Consider the following 23,493-nt stretch of genomic DNA (forward strand, 5'->3'; position numbering starts at 1 on the left):
TTCTATATACAAGATTAATGTTCTGTTATATGAAACTATAGAGCAGCACCAAAGGAGAGACCGCTCCATGGATCATTCGAACAATAACGATTATGTCCTTTCGTCCGTCAAAAATGCTCTTCGGATTTTAAACAGCTTTTCCCTGGATGAGCCGGAGAAAAAAGTAACCGATTTGGCAAGAACCTTGGGGTTGGGAAAAAGCACGGTCAGCCGGCTGCTGAGTACGCTTGCCAGCGAGGGATTCGTCACCAAAGATCAGGAAACGCAGAAGTATCGTCTGGGCTTATCCATTTTGAATTTAAATACCATTGTCACCACCAATCTGGAGATTGAAAGGGAATCGCTTCCGGTACTGCAAAAACTCGTGGATGACATTCAGGAAACGTGTCACATTGCGGTATTAGAGGGCATGGACGTCATCTATATTAAGAAGGTGGAGTGCAAACACCCAGTTCAAATTTTGACCCATATCGGCAGAAGGAACCCCGCGTACTGCACCAGCTCAGGAAGGGTCCTGCTTGCCTATCAGGATGAACAGGTCGTTCAGAGGGCTCTTGAAGGAGAACTGAAAGCCTACACTAAAAAAACGAATACCGATCCCGAATCGATCCTCAGCCTAATCCAAAAGGCTAAAGAGCAAGGGTACACCATATCGGTTGAAGAGCTGAGAGAAGGAGTCGTATCGATTTCAGCGCCCATTCGGGATTATACAAGCCAGGTTGTCAATACGCTGACCGTCATCGGCCCTACTCAACGAATGAATCCCTCCAACCTGAAAGGCTACATTCACAAAATCATTAGCGCTGCCAACGAAATCTCTGCAAGATTAGGCTACAGAAAACGGTGATGGGCTGGAAATGGTTCATCTAAAAGCTGCAAAGATACAAAGGAGACTGCCGAAGCAGTCTCCTCCATCCGGGAATATGAACATACTTTACGGTTCCGTCACGCTAAACTCCCAAATATTGATGCTGAATTTCCTCGTCTGCCAACAGCTCCTTTGGTGTACCCTTCCATACGATTTGCCCTTTGTTCATCACCAGCACCTCATCGGCCACATCGCACGCCAAATAAAAATGTTGTTCTACCAACAGAATGGATAGTCCGGTTTGCTTCAATTTTTTGATGATATCCCCCACCTGCTCAATAATGACGGGTGCTAACCCTTCCGACGGCTCATCCATCAGAATAAATTGAGGATTGGTCATCAATGCTCTTCCGATCGCCAGCATTTGCTGCTGGCCTCCTGACAGTTGGGTTCCCATGTTGTTTTCACGTTCCTTGAGAACAGGAAACAGTTCATAAACTCCCTCTAAATCCCAACCCTTTTGCCCCTTCTGCCGGTTATCCTTGGCCGGAACCGTCAAGTTTTCCCGGATCGTCAGCGAAGGGAATATGCGTCTGCCTTGCGGCACCAATCCGATGCCAAGGCGTGCGATTTTGTAAGACGGCAGCCCGGAAACCGGTTGGCCCATATACGTAATGGTCCCCTTGCGCGGAGGCGTCAAGCCGGCGATGGAATGAATCGTGGTCGTTTTGCCTGCACCATTCCGGCCGAGAAGAGCCACGCACCTGCCTTGGGGCACTTTGAATGAGAGGCCCTGCAAAATATGACTGTTTCCGTAATAGGTATGAACCTCATCAAGCGTCAGCATGTTGAAGCTTACCTCCCCCGAAGTAGATCTCTGTGACCCGAGCGTCGCCGCGGATTTCCTCCGGTGCGCCGCTTAAGAACACTTCACCGTGGTGCAGTACGGTAATGCGATCGGCAATGGAAAACACCACTTCCATATCATGCTCAATGACCAGCAGGGTTATGGAATGAGGCATACTTTGAATGAGCCTGGTGGTTTGCATCGTTTCCGCGGGAGACATGCCCGAGGTCGGCTCATCCAGGAGCAGAATTTGCGGTTTACAGGCCAGGGCGAGCAGCACCTCCAGAAGCCTTTGTTCGCCGTAAGAAAGTTCATTCACGATACGGCTGCGGCGTTCCCAAAGATTCCACTGCTTCAACAGCTCTTCGGCTTCCGTTAACATTTCATCATATTTATAGTAGGGCTTAAAAAAACTAAACCGGTAGGGCTTGCAGGCGATAATGGCCAGATGCAGGTTTTCCTCGACGGTCAAGCTGCCGAACAGATTATTTTTTTGAAAGGTTCTCGACATCCCGACACGGACAGCCGTAAATGCCGGAAGGCCGCTGATGGGCTTGCCGTTCACCTCTACGACTCCTTCATCGATCGGCAAAGTCCCGGTAATACAATTAAAAAGCGTCGTTTTACCGGCCCCATTCGGTCCGATAAGGACATGGCGCTCTCCAGCCTGCACTTCCAGAGATACATCCTTTAACACCTGCAAGCCTTTAAACGATTTGTGCAGACGCTCAACCCTCAGCAGACTCAAGACCATTCTCCTCCTTATGAAGCATGTGGCTGTCCCGCCCGTTACTCCGTTTCGGCCTGATTTTGTTCCATACCAAATCTGCGATATGAAGGACCCCTCCTCGTCCATAAAGAACGATGGCGACAAAAATCAATCCCATCACAATCGGCCAACGGTCCGTGTAAGAGCTGATATAATTTTGCAAAATGACGAAAAAGCCTGCTCCGATCGCCGGTCCGATCAGGGTGCCGACGCCGCCCACGATAACCATGATCAGAGCTTGGCCGGAGTATCCCCAATGCAGCAAATCGGGCGAAATGTATTCATTAAAGTAGGCGTAAAGCCCGCCCGCGAAGCCGGCCATCATGCCGGACAAGGAATACACGATCAGCTTATACTTCCGCGTATCGTATCCGAGTGCCGTCATGCGCGATTCGTTCTCCTTGATTCCTCTGATGCCTTTTCCTAGAGGGGATGAAATAAACACGCGAAGCAAAAAATAACTCGCCAAAAATGCGGCTGCGGCTGCATAATAAAATCCCAGCCGGCTGTGGATTTCACCTAAACCCAGGTTGAAGCTCACAGCAACCGATTTGCCGTCAACTCCCCCGGTCCAATCCTCCATTTTATAAGCAATGGCATACAGCATTTGTCCGAAGGCCAATGTAATCATTAAAAAGTAAGCTCCCGACGAACGGATAAACAGCAAGCCGGAAACAAAAGCGGCGATACCCGATAAAACAACGGCTGCGATGAGCAGTACATAGGTATTATCCAAGTGTTCTCCAATCAGCGTTACCGAATAAGCGCCTATTCCAAAAAAAGCGGCGTGACCAAGCGATACTAATCCCGCAAAACCGATGATCAGTCCGAGACTCATGACAAAAATGGCCATAATCAGCACTTCGCTTGTCAATTTCAAGCCATACGATGAAAGAACGAGGGGCAGCAGCAGGATAAAGACGACAAGGGCGGCGCTAAGCGATAGCGTACTTTTTTTCAAGCGTGGGCCCCCCTTCCAAACAGGCCGTTAGGCTTCAACAGCAGTACAATAATCATAATGGCAAAGACCATTGCCATCGTAAACGAAGGAAACCATACACGTCCTAGCGTATCGACGACACCGATTAAAATCGCCCCTATAAAGGCCCCTTTCCATGTTCCGAGACCGCCGACTACTACGATAACGAGGGATGAAATCAATATTTCCGAATCGATGCCCACGTACATTCCCATGATCGGCCCGCCCAGTACACCGCTTAGTCCCGCTAACGCGGCACCCACCGCGAATATGGAGGTAAACACGACCTTAATATGAATGCCAAGCGCGGACAGCATCTCCCGGTCATCCACCCCGGCCCGGATAACCGCGCCGATGCGCGTTTTATTTTCCATATACCACAGCAGCACCGCAAGAAGACAGCCGACGAGGATAACGAAAATCCGGTATGCCGGAAACGAAATCACTCCTAAATCCATGGAAGCATCCAATAATGCGGGAACCGGCAGCGTCAAAGGACTTGTTCCCCAAATCCACTTCACCAGGTCGGCAAAGATAAAGGCAAGCCCGAACGTCAGCAGCACCTGCTCAAGCTCCTTGCCGTACACCCGTTCGAGCATAAGTTTCTCCATAAGGATACCAAGTATGGCGACAATGATGATCGACAGGAGCAAGGAAGGCCAGAATCCCATGTCCTGCTTCATAAAGGTGTAGGCGATATACACCCCCGCCAAGTAAAAAGCACCGTGTGCCAAATTGACGATATGCATTAATCCGAAAATAATGGACAACCCCGCGGCGATCATAAACAAAAGCATGCCATAGGCCAATCCGTTTAAAACATGCATCAACAGTGTTGTACCCGCCATGGTATCCTCCTCTTTCCTAACACATAGGTGGTGAAACGGGAGGGCATGCCCTCCCGTTTGCATTACGGCTATTTTGTCTTAGCAGGCGGAGTTTCCGGTATTTTCAATCCTTTTGCCGCTATTCCCATCATTTCCTGTTCGATCTTTCCATCTTTCCATACGTTTTTGGCCAAATACATATCCAATGCCAAATTGTGCGTTTTCGGATCCATAGCCAGTTCGCCGCGAGGACTGCTGAAGGTAATATCTTTCAAGACCTTGATCAGATCTTCCGATTTTGTGCTGCCTGCCTTCTCAATGGCTTTGCTGATGACCTGCGCCGTATCATACCCTTGGACATTAAAGTAGTTTGGTGTTTTGTTATATTTTTTCTTAAACTCTTCAACAAACTTTTTATTAATCGGGTTATCCAGCGAGGCGGTATACATCGTGGCCCCGACAATTCCTTCCGCCGCTTTTCCGGCCGGGTCAGTAACTAACGGGTCCAGGAACTCCTGCGTTCCGGTTAATGGAATCTTGTCTTTCACGCCGAATTGTTCGTATTGCTGTACAAAACGGATGGCGTCGGTCCCGGCTAGGAACGAGAAAACAAGATCAGGCTTCGTATTTAAAATGTCCGTCAGGTAAGTGGCGTAATCATTCGTTCCCAGCTTGGGCCAGGCTTCCTTAACAATTTCACCGCCCGCTTTGATGAAGGCCGCATTAAAGGCTTCAATCGTTTCGTGGCCGGCCGGGTAGTCCGGGGCTATAACAAAGGCCTTTTTCCCGACGTTTTTGAAGATATATTCCGCTCCCGGAGTACCGTCCTGCCAATTTGAGATCGAAACGCGGTAGATATAATCGCTTTTCTTATCCCATGAAATATCGTTGGCCGCCGCATTGGCATCGATCAGCACCACCTTATCCTTCTCGATCACATCCCGCAGCGCATAAACGACGGCAGAGGAAATAGGGCCTGCAAGGATATCGACTTTTTCGCTTTCCACCAGCTGCCGGTATTTACGAAGAGCGACTTGAGGATTGGCCTCATCATCCTCGTATTTGATGGTTACGGGACGGCTGCCGATTTTATTGCCGTTCAGCTCAAAATAAAGCTCCATTCCTTGTTTGATACTTTCTGACAACGGGGCAAAATTTCCGGAGAAGGATAGAATGGCCCCTATTTTGATAGGCTGATCCCCGCCGCCGGATGAGGACGTATTGCTGCCGCTGCCACTGTTGCCGCCACTTCCGCTGCCGCTATTGCTGTTATTCGTATTGCCGCCGCAAGCCGTAAGAAACATCAGCATCAGAACCAGCATAGTCACAACTTTTGTTTGAGTTTTTCTTTTCAAAGCCATCGAACATGCCCCCAATCAAGATTAAGATCAACTCTTCTTTAATGTAAGCGCTTTATTTTGTTCCTGCAGCTTTGGTTTGCAGCATTATCCTTTATCGGAGCTGTCCGTTGATTTCAAGCAAAATGGAAGCCAATTCTTCAGGAGTCGAGTAAAAAGGCGAATGATCCGTATCCAATGTGAACACCTTTTCACAGGGTGAGGCGGAATACATGCTTTGTTGACATGAATGGGTGATGGCCTGGTCGCGTAAACATTCGATGTAGTATCGGGGAATCCGGCCATAACGGTCTTGGGTCAGGTTTAATTTGGTCGCTAGAACCTGCAAGGCCTGCGGCCTCAAGAGAGACACGGCAAGCTCTGCATCCTTTGGATTGGAGCAGCCGTAAAATATATCTTTGACATGCTCATTGTTTACCGTTGCATAGATGCCGTCACTGGATACAATCAAGTTGGGTGCTACCCTGGCCTCCGTATCCGCTTGAATGATGTCCACCATGCATTCGTTGTCTTTAAGCAAAAAAGCCGTAACATATACCAACGATGTTATTTTTTCTGGACGTTCTTCAGCGCTCTGTGAAATGGCAATTCCACCCATGCTGTGTCCGACGAGGATGACCGGTTCTTCGATTTCATCAAGAACAGCGCATACTCGATCCGTGTATGCTTTCAAATTCACTTGTTCGACCGGGGTTCGGTCAGCTCCGTGTCCCGGTAAATCAAGGGCATGAACCTTATGCCCCTGTGCTTTTAATAAAGGAGTAATCTTCTCCCAACACCACGCACCGTGCCAAGCTCCATGAACAAATACATAGGTTGACATCTTCATCATCTCCCCGTTTATGATAAAGGGACTCCTATAAGAACATGCTTAAATTCATCACGCTTAATACGGTCTGATCGGGATAAATCGTTCTTGAAGCGATTTTCCATTGACCATTTACTTGCCGGAGCGTGTCGAGACGCTCTCCAAAGATTTCTTCGGTCGCTATATCTCCCGCTCTGCTGCGCTTGAATAAAAAATAGCTTCTGACCTTTAACTCATGGTCATCCGAACCCGGGTCAACAAAAATATTCGACACAAAATGACGGGTTCTTGGAGCCGGGTTTTCCGCCCAAGCCGATGCGGTTCCCAGCCTGTTTACGCGCGTGGTCAATGATTTTTTGGTTTCTTCAAAAAATGTCATCTCTTCTACAATAGTGGAGCCCTCTTTGTTCTCCAGCGTGGCCCGAAGCGGCATTCGATAAATGATATCGTCCGCAAGTAAATCCAGCCATTCTCCAAACCTCCTGCTGTCCAGCAGGAAGGCTTCTTCGTGAAGGAAACGGGTGATTTGAATTTGCTGCAGCTCATTATTCATCGTGATGGCCTCCCGCATGTTCCTTTCGATTCCTTTCTCGTTCATTGCCCGTCTCTTCTCCGGCAATCAGCTCCAGCCAATACTCATGGGTTGCTCTGGATAATGCATCCAAATAACAAGTCGGATAGGCGGTGCCGGGTCCGGGCCACGTTTCATCCGGCAATACCCGGTCGAGGCCCATTAAATAATTGAGCAGATTGTTATAGCTGTGGTCCTTGCTTCTGGCCATAATCCCTTTGCTTGTTTGGATCACCCGGGTCCAAATCTCCGTATCGTCCTGCTCCAACGTGCCCGAAGGGCCGAAGGAGCTGATATAGCCTTTATAGGCGTCTTCTTTATATTCGTCCGATGCGGCCTTATCGATCATAAACCAGGACCAGATCTCTATTTTTTCGGGCCCCAGCGGACGCCATACACGGAAATTCAGGTAATTGTGCAAATGCCCTTCACTTCCATGCACCGGACTGACGAAAGACAAATTCGGAAAGATGGAGCCTACAAAAACGGTCGCTTTCGAAAACACCTTTAATTGATCCTCATTCAGGTTTCTTTCAAACATCGGCCACATCTCTTGCGGCAAGCCTTGATACGGGGGCCTCTGCGGCTTGCCCGGAGCGGAGGCAGTGATCACGTTCACCCCGTGTCCATGCTGCAGCACCACTTGATGCCCGTAACCGGCATACAGCGGGTCCTGAGGGCTGATCCCCATTTCAACCGTCGAACGGTGCGTCGTTTGGACATGATAGGGATCTCCCGAGAAGTTTTCCAATACCAGCTTCCAATTGGTATTCACTACCCACCGTTGAGGGATTCCCCTGACCTCCATTCCTCCGTCACTGCGGCCCAGCATAATGTCCATATACCATTTCATATCCCCAAGATCATCTTCCAACGGCATGGCATGCGGATCCAAATTGCCAAAAATCATCCCTTGATACACGCCGACTTGAGGAATGGGACGCAGCCCCCATTCGTCCTTTTTCATTTCCTCGCCATATACCTTGTCGCCGGCTACGACGCCAATGAGGTCGCCGTCCAGGTTAAAGCTCCAACCGTGATACGGACAGGAAAGCGTTTTCTTTTTTCCGAAATCCGCCGTGCATAATTGTGTCCCCCGGTGCGGGCAGGAATTGAGGAAAGCCTTCAGCTCTCCGCTGTTGGTTCTCACCAGCAGCACCGGATCATTGACCATCCATCTGGTCACAAAGCTTCCGGGTTCCTTCAATTCCGTTTCATGCGCCAAAAATTGCCATGTATGAGCAAATATTTTTTGGATTTCCATCTCGTAAATGTGAGGATCCGTTAAGATCCACTGGGGAAGTAAGCCTTGCTTCATCTTTTCTTTTAGTTCCTGAAATACCTGTTTATCTATACTCGGTCTCAGCATCATTCCCGCTCCTCCTTGCCGTCTGCAGACAAATGCATGAACCTATCGCTTGGCCGCGCTGTTCGTTAGCTCCCCGATCTTCTCGCTATCTCTAATCGTGCGGATGAACTCATAAGAACCGGAACCCGCTCTGCAGCTCTTAGGCTGTGATATGGGAGGATTCTGCTGACCCGGGTCGGAAGGTCATCACTACATTGGCGCTTGCCGAGGATTGCCCGTATCCGTAATATTTGCTTGTATAGCCGCCTTCCAGTACGCCGAGCAGCATGGCCAGATGGCGGCCCCCGGCCTCAACGGATGCCACTTTGGCATATTGGGGAAGCATCTTCCATGCGGATTGCATATCATTGTGATTTAAATAGTCCAGAAATTGTTTATCCAGAGCCTGCTCGGATATGGACGGCATAGCCTCAGGCCCCCTCACAAGATTATGGGAAAGAGCTCCGCTGCTTACAAAAACGGCACGTTTATCCGTTTCCCGCAATACCTTTCCTACTTGCTGACCCCAGAGATAGGTTTCTTCCAGATTCGCCGCCCATGTCACGGAAAGATCAATGACCGGGATATCTCCCTTAGGAACAAGATAACGCAGAGGAACAACCGTCCCATAATCCCACACATACGTGGGATCATTTACTTTCACGATCGATAGTCCGGCCCTTTGGCCCGCCTCTACCATCCGGGTGGCCAGCTGTTCATCTCCGGGATATTCATAAAAAACATCGGAAATCAATTCAGGACATTCATACGCCGTAAGTATACCTTTGTGATGCGGTGTAGCATCCACAAGATGATGAAAGCTTGACATCCAGTGACAGGAAATAAGAACGATGACATCCGGTTTCAGGCTGGCAATCACATTGGCGGCTTCATGCATGCATCGAACCAATTCTTTTTGAAACTCCGGAACCTGCTCCTCATGGCACATACGAGGCGAATGAGGCACCAGCAAACCCAATTCAATGGACATGTACATTTCCTCCTCCATGCTGATTCACAATTTATCTGTTATTCCGTTACCCGAAAGCCTACCTGCCCCAACCCGTCAAACTTGGCCGATATCGTATCACCGGCATTCAACATCAGGGCGCCTGTTATGCCTCCGGTCAAAATGATATCTCCGGCTTTTATTTTGCCGCCTTTCCTGGCCAGCATGCGGGCCAGCATAGCAGCCGAGTTAGCCGGATGCCCCAGGACGGCGGCTCCCGCCCCCAAATCCTTGATTTCTCCATTGATCGAAAGGGTGACGCCGACTAACTCCAGCTCAAAGCTATCGGGCCGTTGAAGCTGAGTTCCAAAAATCACCCTGGAAGAGGAAGCGTTGTCCGCAATGACATCCGGTAAGGTGAATTTAAAGTTCTCATAACGGCTATCGATGATCTCCAGCGCCGGCACCACATACTCCGTAGCGGCAAGCACCTGGGCTCCCGTAACGGCCGGGCCCTCCACATCTTTTCCCATCACAAGGGCGATCTCGGCCTCCACTTTCGGATGGATCAAATCCTGCATAGCTATCGATCCGCCTTCGGGAACAACCATATAGTCGAATATATATCCGTAAATCGGCTCCTCCACGTTCATTTGCTTCATTTTGGCCTGACTGGTCAGCCCCATTTTCGGTCCGACGATCCGGTGACCCAGCGCGCGTTTGATCGCAACCAATTCGTCGAGTACTGTATAGGCATCCTCTATGGACATATCCGGATGATCAGCCGTAATTCGAATCACTTCACGTTTATCCATTTCAGCCTGGTGCAGAAACCCGGCTGTGGATTTAACATCTAAAGCGCACATCTTTTAGCCTCCCCTACCGAACAACGAATTTTTGCTTGGACTTTGCGATTTCCGCTGCCACATCCACAATCATATCTTCCTGACCGCCAACCACTTGCTCCCAAACAGCGGACGCTGCCGTCGATCCGGGTAGCCCCTTCTTCTATAGCCACTAAGGTATTAGCCATGGCAAGCGATAAATTGTTGTGTGCGTGGAATCCGATATGGATGCCCAGATGCTGCCGAAGGGCCCGAATCCGCTCTTTGACTTCATGAGGGAGAAGCGCTCCCGCCGAGTCGACGACATAGACGGTATCCGCTCCGTTGCTCTCCATCAATTTGGCCTGTTCCACAAGCTTTTCAACCGGAGCCATGTGGGACATCATCAGAAAACCAACTGCTTCCAATCCAAGCTCCCTGGTTAAAGCGATATGTTGAGCCGACACATCCGCCTCCGTCACATGGGTGGCGATACGCGCCATTTTGACGCCAAGGTTTGCGGCCTGCCTCAACTCTTCCATCGTACCGGTACCGGGCAAAAGCAATACGGCTGTTCGGGCCTGTCGGCATACCGATACCGCCGCCTCAATCAATTCCAGCTCATGGGTACGGGATAGGAGCCCACTCCCTTCAAATCTTATCTCCCCTATATGATTCCTTGCTAAAATCGAACCTTAACTTCGCCTAAATGGGCAAATCTTGCCTGGAAAGCATCTCCCGGCTTGGCATTTACAGCTGCAGAAAGAGCGCCTGAGAGAATCACTTCTTCTGCTTTCAGCACTATGCCAAACTCAGACAATTTATTGGCAAGCCAAGCCACGCATGCAGCCGGGTGTCCTAAAGCGGCTGCGCCCACCCCTGTGTTCATGATCTCGCCGTTCTTATAAAGAACCACGCCGATCTGCGCAAGATCGACCTGATCTACGGAATGAGGCGTGCCTCCTAACACATAAAGACCGGAGGAAGCGTTATCGGCTATCGTATCCTGCAGCTTGATTTTCCAATCGGCTACCCTGCTGTCCACAATCTCCAAAGCAGGAACAATATAGTCGGTGGCTTTCAAGACATCCATTACCGTAATCCCCGGCCCTGCCAAGTCCTGTTTCAATACAAAAGCAATCTCGGCTTCGACTTTCGGCTGCAGCACCCGGTCAAAAGTGATTTGGCCTCCGTTCTCTACAACCATACTATCCAGCAGATGACCGTAATCGGGCTGGTCCACACCTAACAATTTTTGCATGGCAAGGGAAGTCAGGCCGATTTTCTTTCCGACGATTCGCTGACCGGCGTCCACTTTTTTTTGAATGCCATGAAGCTGAACTTGATATGCCTGCTCCATCGTCAAATCCGGATCAAGCTCCGTAAGGGGCGAAACCCCTTGGCGTTCAGTTACCGCTTGCTCCAAATGTTCAGAATATTTTATCGTTATTCTATCAAACTTAGAACTCAACGTTGTTCCCTCCTATAATTTGATACAGACATTCGTCAATTCGGTATAGAACTCAAAGCTGTGTATACCGCCTTCACGTCCGATGCCGCTTTGCTTCATACCGCCGAACGGAGTCCGTAAATCACGTAAAAACCACGTGTTCACCCAAACGATCCCCGCTTCGATCCGGCCTGCTACCCTGTGGGCCCGGCGCAGATCATTGGTCCATATCGAAGCGCTCAAGCCATAATGCGTATCGTTAGCCTGTGCAATGACTTCCTCTTCTTCATCAAACGGCATCACCGTGACCACCGGCCCGAAAATCTCTTCGCGAACGGTACGGCAGTTGCGGTTTAATCCTGTGATGATCGTCGGCTCAAGAAAATACCCTTTCTCCAAGCCTTCGGGACGCTTGCCGCCGATCACAATTTGTCCTCCTTCTTCCTGAGCCAGCTGAATATAGCCGGTTACTCGTTCATAGTGCTCCGCCCCTACAAGCGCCCCTACCTTTGAATTCTTGTCAAACGGGTCACCGACAACCAGCTCTTTGGCTTTGGACGCAAATTTTTCCAGAAACTTTTCATACACCGGCCGCTCTACATAAATGCGAGATCCGCACAAGCACACTTCACCTTGGTTAATAAAGCTCGATTTCAACGTGGTTTCAATGACTTCATCCAGATCCGAATCGGCAAAGATGATATTCGGATTTTTGCCGCCAAGCTCGTAAGAAAGCTTTTTGAGCGACTGCGAGGCCGCCTTCATAATGATTTTGCCGGTTGCCGTTTCGCCGGTGAAGGATATGGCGTCTACATCAGGATGCTCCGATAACGCCGAGCCTGCAGAATCGGGACCGAAGCCGTGGACAATGTTCACAACACCATCGGGTACACCCGCTTCACGGCAGATTTCACCGAGCACCGTAGCCGTCATCGGGGTTAATTCAGCCGGTTTAATGACGCATGTATTCCCGGCGGCCAAACAGGGAGCCAGCTTCCAGGTCAACAATAGCAGGGGCAGGTTCCACGGATTAATCAAGCCGACAACTCCCACAGGACGACGAATGGAATAGTTAAGAGCAACGTCATCCGTTTGATAAGCTTCGTTACCGACAGAACGCAAATAGTCGGCAAAGAAATGGAAGTTAAAGGCCGAGCGCGGAATATCGACCGAGCTTGAAAGCCAAAGCGGTTTGCCGGTATCCAGAGATTCCAGCTTGGCCAGCTCATCCTTTCTTTGCAAAATGAGGTCTCCGATCCGGCGAATCACGGCAATCCGGTCATTGAGCGTCATGGTTTTCCACGGTCCGTTTAATGCTCTTCTTGCCGCTCCCACAGCGAGATCGATTTCTTCTTTTCCCCCCTCGGAAACCTTGCCCAGCACCTCTTCTGTTGCGGGATTTATATTATCAAAGGTCCTCCCGTTAAAGGACGGAATATATTGTCCGTTTATAAAATGCTTGCAATCCATTGGTTTTGCTTGTTCGCGTTCAACTGTCATAAGATGAGCCTCCTTGATTTTGGTAAGGAATTAAAATACAGCGCTTACATATGTTTTCTTATTAGCTTAACCGAAGGCTTTTTTATATACAACACCAATGTTCCTCTATATGCAACTAATAAATTTATTTTTCAAGGTGTTTTTTTGCTGTATCGGGTGTGCTAAAATGAATACATTTCCTTATACAAGACTATTGTTCTTTTATATGGAACACTTTAAAGCGTTAGTCTTATATGGTATATGAAACAGAGGATGCAAGGAGCGTGGTTTGATGTTTGATGTACACACCCACTTTATTCCTCCGGATGTGATGTCCTGGCTGAAGGATCACCGGCACACCGTCCATGCCAAGTGGGAAAGAAAAGCGCCGGAGCAAGAAGATTTTCTAACGGTGAACGGCAAATGGAGCTTTGAGCTGAAGACGGCCTTTGTCCAACCCCATCGGTACCTGCAGGAACAGGAGGCGGCCGGAGTTACACATTCCCTGATTTCGCCTATCCCCCAGCTTTTTATGTATGACTTCAAGGACGACATTACGGGCGAACTCTCTTCCGTCTATAATCGTTCGCTGGCCGATTGGGCACGGGCTCATCCCGGCCGGATTTCGGCGCTGGCTACCGTTCCGCTGAATAACCCTGTCCTTGCGGCAAGGGAGTTAAGGCAGGCGATGGAGCTCGGGTTAAAAGGGGCGATCATCGGTCCCGGCTTACCCCATCGAATGCTGACGGACGATTTCTTTACCCCGTTCTGGGAGGAAGCCGATGCGCAACGGGCGATTGTTTTTATCCATCCGTTACTGTGTGAAGACCCCCGCCTAAAGCAAAGAATGATGCCCAATCTCATCGGCGTTCCCTGGGAGACCACGGTCTGTGCAACAGATATATTATTAAGCGGAATGCTCGATAAATATCAAAGCGTCAAAATATTACTGGCCCATGGAGGTGGATTTCTCCCCTACCAAATCGGCCGTTTAAATGAAGGCTATACCAAATGGAAGGCGGTTTCCTCCGCGTTGAAAAGTCCACCCATGGATGCTTTGCGCCGATTTTGGTTTGACACGGTACTATGGAACGAAGCCAGCTTGCGCTCTCTTATTGAAATCGCAGGTGCGGATAAAGTGGTTCCGGGCTCTGATTTTCCATTCGATCTTTGTTCATGGCCCCCTGAATTCGATCACGAAGACGGCATTAAGGGACTTCTAGGAGAATAGCTCCGTTCCGACATTTTCAGTTATGATGAAAGCGTTTGCTTTTCGAGGTATTGATCTTCATTGCAAAGATTTCAGCCCATGACATAAGGAGGTCTCCAATATGCGTACACAGGTTGGCATTATCGGGGCCGGCCCGGCAGGACTCATGCTCTCTCACCTTCTGCATTTTCAGGGAATCGAGTCCATCATCATCGAAACCCGTACCCGTGAAGAAATCGAGGGAACGATCCGTGCAGGCGTGCTCGAGCAGGGCACCGTCGATCTCATGAAAGCCGCGGGAGTAGGCGGCCGGCTCATGCGGGAAGGGCATTTTCACCATGGGGTAGAGCTTCGCTTCAACCGCAAGGGCCATCGGATTAACATGCATGAGCTTACCGGCGGCAAAAATGTGACGGTATATGCCCAGCATGAGGTCATCAAGGATTTGGTTGCCGCCCGGCTCCAAGCCGGCGGGGAGCTTATTTTCAATGTTGGCGAGGTCAGCTTGCACGATCTGGAAACCACCGCCCCGAAAATTCGTTACCGCAAGGACAAAAATGGAGAGCTGCTGGAAATTACATGCGACTATATCGCCGGCTGTGACGGTTTCCACGGCCCATGCCGAGCAACGATCCCGGACTTCGTCCGCACGACGTACGAGAAAAAATATCCGCTCGGCTGGCTCGGCATCCTCATCGAGGCGCCTCCTTCAGCGTCCGAGCTGATATACGCCCATCACGAGCGCGGTTTCGCCCTGCTAAGTACACGTTCACCGGAGATTCAGCGCCTATACATCCAGGTCGACCCCAAGGATGATATCGCCAACTGGTCCGACGACCGCATATGGACGGAGCTGCATGCAAGGCTGGAGACCGATGACGGGTGGAAGCTGACTGAGGGCCCGATCATTCAGAAGGGCATCATCGCGATGCGCAGCTTTGTGTGCGATCCGATGCAGTACGGCAGGCTCTTCTTGGCCGGCGACGCAGCGCACATTGTACCGCCGACCGGCGCCAAAGGGCTTAACTTGGCTGTTGCAGATGTTCAAGTCCTGGCACGCGGTCTTGACGCTTTCTACAAAACCGGAAAAACGGAGCTGCTTGAGCGTTATTCCGCGACCTGCCTGCGCCGTATCTGGAAGGCGGAGCGCTTCTCCTTCTTCATGACCTCACTGCTGCATGTGAACCCTGACCATACCCCGTTCGAGCGGAGAATCCAGCTTGCCGAACTGGATTATATTACGTCTTCCCGGGCAGCCTCGACCAGCCTTGCCGAAAACTATGTCGGGCTTCCCATGGAATGGTAATTCAACGGGCGCACACCGGTCAGGTGATGCGCCCGTTGAGCGTGGTCTGCCATAGGCTCCATAAAAAAGCAGCAGCCGACTCCCGCCATATTGCCGGATTGCGGCCGCTGCACTGAATTCCTGATTTTATGTTCAGCTCTTTCCGCTAGACTGTGAAAAATCCAGGATTCCTGATGGGTCAGAACGGAAAATGACGGTATTGATGCTGGATCGACACCCATTTGGTGATGGTGAATTCTTCAACAATCCATGGATTCCCAAATCGGCCGCTGCCGCTTGCCTTATTTCCCCCAAAGGGAATCGTAGGACTATCATTCACCGTCTGGTCGTTAATATGCGTCATTCCGCTATCGATTTGCAGCGCAAGCTCCTCTCCTCTTTCCAAATCAGAGGTAAAGATAGCGGAGCTTAAACCATATTCCGTCTCGCTTGCCATGGCGATAGCTTCCTCGTCCGTATCCGCTTTGATGATGGTCGCAATAGGCGCGAACAGCTCGGTTTGTGCCAGCTTGCTGGAATTATCCACATCAATGAATACATAAGGAGTTATTACGTTACCGATACGCTCGCCTTCTAACGCGACTTTCACGCCGTCACGTTTGGCTTGTTCGATAGCGTTCACCGCTTTTTCAAGCTGACGTTCGTTGACCAGGGGGCCGATCACGGTCTTTGGATCTCTTGGATCGCCATAAGAAAGGGCTTTTGCTCTTTCAACAAATTTTTGTACAAATTCATCGTATTTATCCTTATGGACAATCAGTCGATTAATAATCATGCAAATTTGCCCTTGGTGAATGAATTTCCCAAATACCGCAGCGTCAACGGCCCGGTCTACATCCGCGTCCGATAACACAACGAACGGGCTATTGCCTCCAAGCTCCAGTATGACCCGCTTTAAGTTCTGACCCGCTATAGCGCCGATATGTCTTCCCACCGCCGTCGAACCGGTAAAGCTGATCAGATTGGAATGCGGATTCGTCAGCATTTCATCTCCGATTTCCGTTATATCCGTCAAAATCATATTGAACACACCCTTGGGCAGACCGGCATGCTCGAACGCTTTGGCGATAATGGAGCCGCCTGTTAAGCCTACCTGAATATCGGGCTTATGGACTATGCTGTTCCCCAAAGCAATGGCGGGCGCAATGGTTCTCATCGATAAGTTCATAGGGAAGTTGAATGGCGAGATGGAGGCCACAACCCCTAGCGGAAGACGACGGATATGATTGACCTTTCCTTCGATAGGGGAAGGCACTTCTTTAACTTTATCCACTTCATCCGCATAATGAAGCGCTTCCTCTAAAAGCTCTAAAGTAAGATGCACTTCGACATTGGCTTTTAGAACGGTTCCTCCCGTTTCACGCACAATCACATCCACAATCGCTTCACGATTCGCTTTTAAATATTCCGCCGCCTTGTGAAGCACGTCTTTCCTTTCTTCCACAGTAGACCTCGCCCATTGCCGTTGGGCTTGCTTCGCCGTTTCAAAGGCTTCCCGAAGCTGGTCCGCCGTCGCTAAACGAACAGAGGTCACCACCGAATTGTCGTAAGGATTTAAAATATCGTAGGTTCGATCGCTTAACCCTTCCGTCCAGCTACCCTGGATATAACTTTTGTTAAACTCCTCATAACGTGTCATGTGCAGCACTCCTTTACAATTTGTTATGTAAGTGCTTACAAAAGTGACTTTTAAACTGCTTTTTTAAGCTTACTTTAAGGATATTTGATATACAACACCGATGTTCCTTTATATGCAACATGATATATATATTTTTCAGAAGTCATAAAATGCACCAGGGGAGACGCTATATGACCCTGAAGAAATTGTCGCTAACTCATACCGAAATCTTTGAAGCGAGCCTTCAAGATTTTCTGGACGATGCCGCGCATCTATTGATCCTATCCAATAAAAAAGCAGCATCCCTGTCAGGGATGCCCGGCCTATCTAGCCTTCCATATTACGCATATCCAATTCCTTTGGCTTCCATATAGACATCCAGCGCAGCCTGGACGGCGCGACCGGCGTCGATTTTGGCGCGGTGCCGGACCAGCACGGCCTCAAGCGCTCCCAGCACATGAAGCACATTTCTTTGATTGCTGCTGTAGCCCATGGAGCCGATTCTCCATATTTTCCCTTTGAGCGGGCCAAAGGAGCTGGCGATCTCCACGCTAAACTCGCGAAGCAGCATCTGCATCACCGAATCCCCGGTTATCCCCTCGGGGATTTGAATGCAGGTCACCACGGGAAGCTTGCAGCCCGGATCGCCGAACAGCTTCAAGCCCATCGCCTCCAGCCCCGCAACCAAAGCCATTTCCTGCAGCTTATGGCGGGCAAAACGCTCCTTTAACCCCTCCTCCAGCACAAGGCGCAAGCCTTCCCTGAGCGCGTACAGCATGGAGGTCGCTTCCGTATGATGGTTCAGGCGGCGAGGGCCCCAATAGTCCTGCAGCTGGCTTAAGTCAAAATAATTGCTGCGGATCGTTCTTCCCGAATAGCCCGAATCCAGCTTCGGATCACGGAGCCCGCGCTCAACCTGTTTGCGTCCGGCAATTTTCGCTTCCGCTCTTTTGTTATAGGTGATCGGGGCCATGCCGGACGGAACCGACAAGCATTTTTGCGTACCGCCTATCGCCGCATCAATCATCCATTCGTCAACCCGTACGTCCGTACCTCCAATCGTAGCCACCGCGTCCACAATGAACAGCATATCCAGCTCCCGGCATGCCCGTCCGATTTCCTTAAGAGGCTGCATCAGGCCTGTAGACGTCTCACCATGCACCATAGCCACCACGTCCGGTCGCTCCCGCTTCATCGTGGCGATCACCTGCTCGGGATCAAATACTTTCCCCCACTCCTGCTCCATGGTGGTCACCTCGGCTCCACACCGATCGGCGATTTCTGTCAAAAGATGCCCGAACCGGCCGTAAACGGGAACCAACACCTTATCTCCCGGTTCAATGAGACTGACCATAACGGCCTCAATACCGGAACGGGAAGTACCGTCGATAGGAAAGGCATACTCATTCCCGGTTTGAAACACTTCACGCAGCATGCCCATCGTTTCATTCATAATATCGGTAAGTTCCGGATCGAACTGCCCCAGAATCGGAGTGGCCATCGCCCGCAGCACACGCGGATCGACCTCCACGGGACCGGGGGTCATGATGGTGCGCAATGACGGAGCCAGATCTTTGTACTTTTTCATCGCAATTCCTCCTTATAGCCGTACAAATACAACCATTCCACGAGCGTGACGATCCCGTTGGCCATATCCTGAGGATCGCTGTATTCATCCGGAGAATGACTGATTCCGTCTTTGCTCGGGACAAACAGCATGGCCGTCGGGCAGACCGCCTGAAACATCTGCGCATCATGTCCCGCTCCGCTGAACATGGGACGGTAGGCAAAGCCGCGTCCTTCACAGATCGATGCCAGGCTGCGGTTCATATCCTCATTCATCCGGACCGGCTGCATACTCATCCACTCATGAAAATCAACGGATAGCTGCCTCCGTTCGGCAATCTCTGCAAAAACGGTTTTGAATTGCCGGCAAAACCGTTCGAGCTTTTCCGAATCGGCATCGCGAACATCTACGGAAAAAACAGCCTGTCCGGGGATGACGTTGGCCAAATTAGGCTGTACCTGCATCTGCCCCGCCGTAGCAACAAAAGGCTCGCCTTGCGACAAAGCCGTTTCCTCCAGAAACGCTATCATTTCGCACGCTCCGGCCAATGCATCCCGGCGCAGCTTCATCGGCGTGGTCCCTGCATGATTAGCCGTTCCATCCACCCGCACCATAAACCGCTTTTGTCCGACAATCCCGTTTACGATTCCGATGGACAGCCGCTCCCGCTCGAGGACCAAGCCCTGCTCGATATGCAGTTCGATGAAGCCGGCCAGACCGCTGCGGCGCGGCGATGGATACCTGCCGAGCCCGAAGCCTGCGGCTTCCATTGCTTCCTGCAGGCTGATTCCGTCGATATCCCGAATCGGCGGGACCGCATCCAGATCATATTTCCCTGTCATATTGCCCGATCCCCAATACGTCAGCGGAAAACGGCTGCCCTCTTCTTCACACAATGAAACAACCTCCAGTGTTCTCCGCGGAGCTCCAAACCGTTCATGCAAATACTTCAGCGCAATCATGCCGGCCAATATTCCGTAAGCGCCGTCGTACCCGCCTCCACACCTGACGGTGTCAAGATGGGAACCCGTCAGCAGGACCGGCTCATGAGCATAAGTACCCTCCAGCCGTCCGAACAAATTGCCGCAATCATCGTAATACGATTGCAGTCCCGCCTCTGTCATCCGCCGGGCCAGCGCCTTCTGCGCCAGGCTCCAGGCATCACTGTATAAGAAGCGGGTAACCCCTCCCGATGCATCCCTCCCGTAGTCTGCCAACCATTCAATCGCCTGCTGTATATCTGCTGCAAATCGTGAACGGTCGCTATCAGATACTTGAAGTTCTGTCACGTATTCATCTGCCATCTTGAAGCACCCTTTCACGAAAATCGCTCCGATTTTTACCTTCATTGGTTCAAGAACGCAGCCATTGTCCCACTTTCGGATTTGTAATCCCCGATTGCGATTCATAAACGAGCCGCCCCCGAACCAACGTATATTTAACCCTGCATTCCATTGGTTTGCCTACATAAGGATTGTGCTTATGCCGATCGTACAAATGCTCTTTTTGCAAAGTGTAAGGTGCGGAAAAATCGACGACCGCCAAATCCGCATCCGCTCCTATTCTGATTTCTCCCTTTGTCCCGTGCAGCCCGAAGCGTCGGGCCGGATGAGTCGACAGCATGCGGCATAGCAAGGGAAGCGGAATGTCCCGCCGGACATAGCCTTCGCCAAGAAACAGCTCCAAAGAGCTCTGCGCCCCGGAAATGCGCCCCAGATTTCGAACCAATTGTCCGAGACCTTCAGCTCCGGCGGGCAGGGAGAATGATCCGAGCTGATCATGTCGATGTCACCTTGTCTGACGGCCTCCCACAAGCCTTCCAGTTCCTCATCCGTGCGCAGCGGAGGCGCGCACTTGGCCAACGCCCCGATCTCTTCCATATCCTTGCCGGTGAGCATCAAGTAATGCGGGCACGTTTCGAGTGTGACATTCAGGCCTGCCCGCTTGGCCATTCGGATTTCCATTACCGCCGCCGGACTGCTGATATGCACAAAATGCAGCGCGCATCCCGTTAGTTCGGCATAATATAAAGCTCTGCGGACGGCTTCCAGCTCAGCGTAAATCGGCCTGGACTGCAAATAGTCCCTTGCGCCGACCTGCCCCTTGCTTTGTTTGTCGGCAGCCAGCGTGCTGACGATCAGCTCGCTTTCCGCATGCAGAGCGAGAATTTTGCCCAGTCCGGCAATCTCTTGCATTCCCCGGTAAAGCGTCAGGTCGTCGACTTCGCGAAATGCCCCCTCCTGCTTCCCTCCGGCAGCGGACAAAAATGCTTTATACCCGATCACTCCGGCTTCCGCCAGCGGCTCAAGCTGATCTTCATTCCCGGGAACGAGTCCGCCCCAAAGCGCATAATCGACGCAGGAACGCTGTTCGGCCAGCTCCAGCTTATCCTTCAAGGCCGCTACCGTCGTCGTGGGCGGAAGACAGTTGAGCGGCATATCGAAGTATGTCGTACATCCCCCGGCGGCCAGTGCGGCCGAACCGCTCGGAATCCCCTCCCAATCGCCCAAGCCCGGCTCATTCAAATGAACATGGACATCGATCATCCCCGGAACGATCACTTGATCCTTCGCGTCAATCTCCATGCGGGCAGACTCGTCAATGGTCTCCTGGATGCAGGTAATCACACCTCCGGCAATTCCGATATCCATCCGTTCCATCCGGTCATATCCGACAATATGCCCGCCCTTGATCACTACATCGAATTCCGCCGCCATGACGTTTCCTCCCAGTCCGTTTACAAAATCAGTCCTCAAGATCGGAAGCGATCTTTAGTACTGATATGAATTCTTATTTCAATTCCGCTTTGATCAATTCAGGCGCCACTTCTTTGAGCAAGCTCAAATCGTGATAGCTTTTCGGATCCTGCAGCTCCTTGATATTTCCTACGCTTTTCAAGTAGTTGCCCACCGCTTCTCCGTTACTGTCATTTAAGTAGTTATCGTTAACTTCCATGCTGTACACGTTGCGGTTCATAATTTCGGTCAGCTCGGCTTCCGTTAAGCGAAGTTCAGGCGACAGAATTTTGATCGCTTCCTCGCGGTTATCGTTAATAAAATCGGTCGCCTTGTTCAATGCACGCAGCACAGCTTTGATCGTATTCGGATTATCCTTCAGGAAGCCGTCCGTAACCTGGATCGTCGTATGCACGCTCATCCAATTCACATCGCCCTTTTTCTCCGGCAGTTCACTTTTCGTTCCGCTGAATAAGAATTTGCCTCCGCCCTGGATTGCCTTCGTAATAAAAGGCTCCCATGCAGCCATGGCATCGATATCGCCTCTTTCCAGCGCAGTAACGGCATCGCTAGGGGCAAGGTTTACGTACTTGATTTTCTTCGCATCGACGCCAAGCTCCTTGGCCATATTATCGATGGCAATGACGACGTCCGCACCGTTCGGCACGCCGATCGTCTTTCCTTCCAGATCCTTTGCGCTCTTAAGCTCGAGGTTTTTACCTCCGACAACTGCCTGAGTACCGGCAGTTTGCGCCAGCGGGGCTACGATTTTCACACCTACGTTGTTGGATTTCAGAATAATATCCATGAAGTTCGTTTGAATGCTGATCGGCGCGCTGCCTCCGGCAACCATCGGACCGATGTCCGGACCGCTTTCAATCAACTGGCTCGTAACCTCCAGGCCCTCTTCCTTAAAATAACCCTTCTTGTCGGCAATGATTTGCTGTGAAGAGATTTGCGCATCGCGAACACCTACGAGCGTAAACTGCTTCAATTCGATGCCGTCGCTTTTCGCTTCAGAGGCGTTGGGCGTACTTCCGCCCGGGGCTGCCGCAGGTGCCGGTGATCCGCCCGAACCGCAAGCCGCCAAATGAAATGCCATCGCCAATACGACCATCGTGCTTCCCAAAAGCTTCAAACGTTTTTTCATCGTTAACCCCTCCAAGTGTGTATTTTTATTTCTCTACAGCGCTGCGCATGCCGTTTTTCCGCCATGTCACCATTCTTCTCTCCAAGCGCTTTAAGAGATACGAGAAGAAACTGAATTCCAATCCTATCAATACAATCGCAACAAACATGTTGGACATCTTGAAGTAGTTGCGGGCGTCAACGATAATGTAGCCCAGTCCGGATTTGGCGCCCATCATCTCCGATACGATCAGGGCCGAAAAGCCAAGCCCCAAGCTGACCTGCGCACCGACAAAGATGCTCGGAACGGCTGAAGGAAAGATGACCTTGAAAAAGATGTGACGCTCATTGGCTCCAAGGCTCAGTGCAGATCGGATCAGTGTAGGATTGACCGACCTTAGTCCGTCCAGTGTATTGGTCAATACCGGGATGAACGTCGTCCATGCAATCAGAAGTATTTTGGGAAATTCGCCGATACCGAACCAGATAATGAAAATCGGCAAAAGCGCGAGCGCGGGGATCGGTCCAAGCAAATTCAAAATCGGACTGAGCCAATAGTCCACCTTGCTGTATTTATTCATCAGCACGCCAACCGCTATGGCGCAAACCAGCCCGATGACAAACCCGACTAGGATGCGTGCGGTGCTTGCCGCAATACTGCTGGCGATAAGTCCCGTTTGTGCCAGGTACCACGCTTCCTTCACAATTTCCGAGGGCGCCGGAAGGAAAACCGGATTGAAAAAGGCGAATTTTCCGTTCAGCGTACTGATGACTTCCCACAGCAGAAAGAAGATGACGATCGGCGCCAGCCCGTTCTCGGCCCAGGCTTTCTTTTTCCGTAAAACCTTACCGTCCTTGGCCGAAACCAGCGGTTTGGCAGATACGAGGGAATCCGACATTTTACTCATGGCT

At 50.8% G+C, this 23,493-nt stretch carries 22 protein-coding genes and 1 pseudogene; 3 read left to right on the forward strand and 20 right to left on the reverse strand.

Annotation, left to right across the window (positions count from 1 at the left end; genetic code table 11):
- Positions 1-67: 67 nt before the first annotated feature.
- Positions 68-847 carry an IclR family transcriptional regulator gene (locus tag ACZYR9_RS17600; RefSeq protein ID WP_488979800.1) on the forward strand — a complete coding sequence of 260 codons (780 nt, stop codon included), beginning with the start codon at positions 68-70 and terminating at the stop codon, positions 845-847.
- A gap of 103 nt (positions 848-950) precedes the next feature.
- Here ACZYR9_RS17600 and ACZYR9_RS17605 read toward each other — a convergent pair whose 3' ends face one another.
- From ACZYR9_RS17605 to ACZYR9_RS17665, 13 genes and pseudogenes are all read right to left on the reverse strand, one after another.
- A complete protein-coding gene (locus ACZYR9_RS17605) occupies positions 951-1,655 on the reverse strand; it encodes an ABC transporter ATP-binding protein (protein WP_488979801.1) in 705 nt (234 codons plus the stop codon).
- A complete protein-coding gene (locus tag ACZYR9_RS17610) occupies positions 1,642-2,403 on the reverse strand; it encodes an ABC transporter ATP-binding protein (protein ID WP_488979802.1) in 762 nt (253 codons plus the stop codon). Before ACZYR9_RS17610 ends, ACZYR9_RS17605 begins: the two co-directional genes overlap by 14 nt.
- Positions 2,384-3,385 carry a branched-chain amino acid ABC transporter permease gene (locus ACZYR9_RS17615; RefSeq protein ID WP_488979803.1) on the reverse strand — a complete coding sequence of 334 codons (1,002 nt, stop codon included), beginning with the start codon at positions 3,383-3,385 and terminating at the stop codon, positions 2,384-2,386. The genes ACZYR9_RS17610 and ACZYR9_RS17615 overlap by 20 nt, the downstream gene beginning before the upstream one ends.
- Entirely contained in the window at positions 3,382-4,251 is an 870-nt protein-coding gene (locus ACZYR9_RS17620; RefSeq protein WP_488979804.1) for a branched-chain amino acid ABC transporter permease, read from the reverse strand. Before ACZYR9_RS17620 ends, ACZYR9_RS17615 begins: the two co-directional genes overlap by 4 nt.
- 68 nt (positions 4,252-4,319) lie before the next feature.
- On the reverse strand, positions 4,320-5,591 hold the full coding sequence (locus tag ACZYR9_RS17625) for an ABC transporter substrate-binding protein (RefSeq protein WP_488979805.1): 1,272 nt from the start codon (positions 5,589-5,591) through the stop codon (positions 4,320-4,322).
- A 91-nt stretch (positions 5,592-5,682) separates the two neighbouring features.
- Positions 5,683-6,411, reverse strand: a complete 729-nt coding sequence (locus ACZYR9_RS17630) for an alpha/beta fold hydrolase (RefSeq protein WP_488979806.1) — start codon at positions 6,409-6,411, stop codon at positions 5,683-5,685.
- 34 nt (positions 6,412-6,445) lie between these two features.
- Entirely contained in the window at positions 6,446-6,949 is a 504-nt protein-coding gene (locus tag ACZYR9_RS17635) for a 3-phenylpropionate/cinnamic acid dioxygenase subunit beta (RefSeq protein WP_488979807.1), read from the reverse strand.
- Positions 6,942-8,336 (reverse strand): aromatic ring-hydroxylating oxygenase subunit alpha, encoded by a 1,395-nt coding sequence (locus tag ACZYR9_RS17640; protein ID WP_488979844.1) that lies wholly within the window; start codon positions 8,334-8,336, stop codon positions 6,942-6,944. Before ACZYR9_RS17640 ends, ACZYR9_RS17635 begins: the two co-directional genes overlap by 8 nt.
- A gap of 139 nt (positions 8,337-8,475) precedes the next feature.
- On the reverse strand, positions 8,476-9,306 hold the full coding sequence (locus tag ACZYR9_RS17645; protein WP_488979808.1) for a DODA-type extradiol aromatic ring-opening family dioxygenase: 831 nt from the start codon (positions 9,304-9,306) through the stop codon (positions 8,476-8,478).
- Positions 9,307-9,344: 38 nt separating this feature from the next.
- Positions 9,345-10,130, reverse strand: coding sequence for a 2-keto-4-pentenoate hydratase (locus ACZYR9_RS17650; protein WP_488979809.1), 786 nt, complete (start codon positions 10,128-10,130; stop codon positions 9,345-9,347).
- Positions 10,131-10,225: 95 nt separating this feature from the next.
- Positions 10,226-10,726 (reverse strand): annotated as a pseudogene (locus tag ACZYR9_RS17655) (4-hydroxy-2-oxovalerate aldolase); the annotation flags it as partial.
- Positions 10,727-10,770: 44 nt separating this feature from the next.
- A complete protein-coding gene (locus ACZYR9_RS17660) occupies positions 10,771-11,559 on the reverse strand; it encodes a 2-keto-4-pentenoate hydratase (protein ID WP_488979810.1) in 789 nt (262 codons plus the stop codon).
- Between the two features lie 12 nt (positions 11,560-11,571).
- A complete protein-coding gene (locus ACZYR9_RS17665) occupies positions 11,572-13,038 on the reverse strand; it encodes an aldehyde dehydrogenase (protein WP_488979811.1) in 1,467 nt (488 codons plus the stop codon).
- Positions 13,039-13,309: 271 nt separating this feature from the next.
- On the opposite strand from ACZYR9_RS17665, the gene ACZYR9_RS17670 reads away from it, so the two are divergent.
- Together ACZYR9_RS17670 and pobA are read left to right on the forward strand one after the other, a co-directional pair.
- Complete coding sequence (locus tag ACZYR9_RS17670; RefSeq protein ID WP_488979812.1) at positions 13,310-14,248, forward strand: amidohydrolase family protein; 939 nt, start codon at positions 13,310-13,312, stop codon at positions 14,246-14,248.
- Positions 14,249-14,348: 100 nt separating this feature from the next.
- Positions 14,349-15,533 carry a 4-hydroxybenzoate 3-monooxygenase gene (gene pobA / locus ACZYR9_RS17675; protein WP_488979813.1) on the forward strand — a complete coding sequence of 395 codons (1,185 nt, stop codon included), beginning with the start codon at positions 14,349-14,351 and terminating at the stop codon, positions 15,531-15,533.
- 178 nt (positions 15,534-15,711) lie between these two features.
- Here the strand turns inward: pobA and ACZYR9_RS17680 are convergent, their stop codons facing one another.
- The 7 genes from ACZYR9_RS17680 to ACZYR9_RS17710 all read right to left on the reverse strand — a co-directional run bounded on the left by ACZYR9_RS17680 (position 15,712) and on the right by ACZYR9_RS17710 (position 23,489).
- Positions 15,712-17,172: an aldehyde dehydrogenase family protein gene (locus ACZYR9_RS17680; RefSeq protein ID WP_488979814.1), complete on the reverse strand. Its 1,461-nt coding sequence runs from the start codon at positions 17,170-17,172 to the stop codon at positions 15,712-15,714.
- A gap of 319 nt (positions 17,173-17,491) precedes the next feature.
- Positions 17,492-18,739: a pyridoxal-phosphate-dependent aminotransferase family protein gene (locus tag ACZYR9_RS17685; RefSeq protein ID WP_488979815.1), complete on the reverse strand. Its 1,248-nt coding sequence runs from the start codon at positions 18,737-18,739 to the stop codon at positions 17,492-17,494.
- On the reverse strand, positions 18,736-20,127 hold the full coding sequence (locus ACZYR9_RS17690) for a M20 family metallo-hydrolase (RefSeq protein WP_488979816.1): 1,392 nt from the start codon (positions 20,125-20,127) through the stop codon (positions 18,736-18,738). The genes ACZYR9_RS17685 and ACZYR9_RS17690 overlap by 4 nt, the downstream gene beginning before the upstream one ends.
- Entirely contained in the window at positions 20,072-20,341 is a 270-nt protein-coding gene (locus ACZYR9_RS17695) for an amidohydrolase family protein (RefSeq protein ID WP_488979845.1), read from the reverse strand. Before ACZYR9_RS17695 ends, ACZYR9_RS17690 begins: the two co-directional genes overlap by 56 nt.
- The gene (allB, locus tag ACZYR9_RS17700; RefSeq protein ID WP_488979817.1) at positions 20,278-21,435 is read right to left on the reverse strand and encodes an allantoinase AllB; all 1,158 of its coding nucleotides are present in this window, start codon (positions 21,433-21,435) and stop codon (positions 20,278-20,280) included. Before allB ends, ACZYR9_RS17695 begins: the two co-directional genes overlap by 64 nt.
- Before the next feature lie 73 nt (positions 21,436-21,508).
- Positions 21,509-22,603, reverse strand: a complete 1,095-nt coding sequence (locus ACZYR9_RS17705; RefSeq protein ID WP_488979818.1) for an ABC transporter substrate-binding protein — start codon at positions 22,601-22,603, stop codon at positions 21,509-21,511.
- Positions 22,604-22,628: 25 nt separating this feature from the next.
- On the reverse strand, positions 22,629-23,489 hold the full coding sequence (locus ACZYR9_RS17710; protein ID WP_488979819.1) for an ABC transporter permease: 861 nt from the start codon (positions 23,487-23,489) through the stop codon (positions 22,629-22,631).
- Between the last annotated feature and the right edge of the window lie 4 nt (positions 23,490-23,493).

The organism is Paenibacillus sp. F024, assembly GCF_057814255.1.

What these genes read in the sequence shown, in the direction of transcription:
- ACZYR9_RS17645 (WP_488979808.1), bottom strand. Translation starts at nt 9,306, where the DNA reads ATGTCCATTGAATTGGGTTTGCTGGTGCCTCATTCGCCTCGTATGTGC.
- ACZYR9_RS17625 (WP_488979805.1), bottom strand. Translation starts at nt 5,591, where the DNA reads ATGGCTTTGAAAAGAAAAACTCAAACAAAAGTTGTGACTATGCTGGTT.
- ACZYR9_RS17635 (WP_488979807.1), bottom strand. Translation starts at nt 6,949, where the DNA reads ATGAATAATGAGCTGCAGCAAATTCAAATCACCCGTTTCCTTCACGAA.
- ACZYR9_RS17665 (WP_488979811.1), bottom strand. Translation starts at nt 13,038, where the DNA reads ATGACAGTTGAACGCGAACAAGCAAAACCAATGGATTGCAAGCATTTT.
- ACZYR9_RS17670 (WP_488979812.1), top strand. Translation starts at nt 13,310, where the DNA reads ATGTTTGATGTACACACCCACTTTATTCCTCCGGATGTGATGTCCTGG.
- ACZYR9_RS17680 (WP_488979814.1), bottom strand. Translation starts at nt 17,172, where the DNA reads ATGACACGTTATGAGGAGTTTAACAAAAGTTATATCCAGGGTAGCTGG.
- ACZYR9_RS17690 (WP_488979816.1), bottom strand. Translation starts at nt 20,127, where the DNA reads ATGAATCGCAATCGGGGATTACAAATCCGAAAGTGGGACAATGGCTGC.
- pobA (WP_488979813.1), top strand. Translation starts at nt 14,349, where the DNA reads ATGCGTACACAGGTTGGCATTATCGGGGCCGGCCCGGCAGGACTCATG.
- ACZYR9_RS17695 (WP_488979845.1), bottom strand. Translation starts at nt 20,341, where the DNA reads ATGCTGTCGACTCATCCGGCCCGACGCTTCGGGCTGCACGGGACAAAG.
- ACZYR9_RS17620 (WP_488979804.1), bottom strand. Translation starts at nt 4,251, where the DNA reads ATGGCGGGTACAACACTGTTGATGCATGTTTTAAACGGATTGGCCTAT.
- ACZYR9_RS17685 (WP_488979815.1), bottom strand. Translation starts at nt 18,739, where the DNA reads ATGAAAAAGTACAAAGATCTGGCTCCGTCATTGCGCACCATCATGACC.
- ACZYR9_RS17605 (WP_488979801.1), bottom strand. Translation starts at nt 1,655, where the DNA reads ATGCTGACGCTTGATGAGGTTCATACCTATTACGGAAACAGTCATATT.
- allB (WP_488979817.1), bottom strand. Translation starts at nt 21,435, where the DNA reads ATGGCGGCGGAATTCGATGTAGTGATCAAGGGCGGGCATATTGTCGGA.
- ACZYR9_RS17710 (WP_488979819.1), bottom strand. Translation starts at nt 23,489, where the DNA reads ATGAGTAAAATGTCGGATTCCCTCGTATCTGCCAAACCGCTGGTTTCG.
- ACZYR9_RS17630 (WP_488979806.1), bottom strand. Translation starts at nt 6,411, where the DNA reads ATGTCAACCTATGTATTTGTTCATGGAGCTTGGCACGGTGCGTGGTGT.
- ACZYR9_RS17650 (WP_488979809.1), bottom strand. Translation starts at nt 10,130, where the DNA reads ATGTGCGCTTTAGATGTTAAATCCACAGCCGGGTTTCTGCACCAGGCT.
- ACZYR9_RS17640 (WP_488979844.1), bottom strand. Translation starts at nt 8,336, where the DNA reads ATGCTGAGACCGAGTATAGATAAACAGGTATTTCAGGAACTAAAAGAA.
- ACZYR9_RS17705 (WP_488979818.1), bottom strand. Translation starts at nt 22,603, where the DNA reads ATGAAAAAACGTTTGAAGCTTTTGGGAAGCACGATGGTCGTATTGGCG.
- ACZYR9_RS17600 (WP_488979800.1), top strand. Translation starts at nt 68, where the DNA reads ATGGATCATTCGAACAATAACGATTATGTCCTTTCGTCCGTCAAAAAT.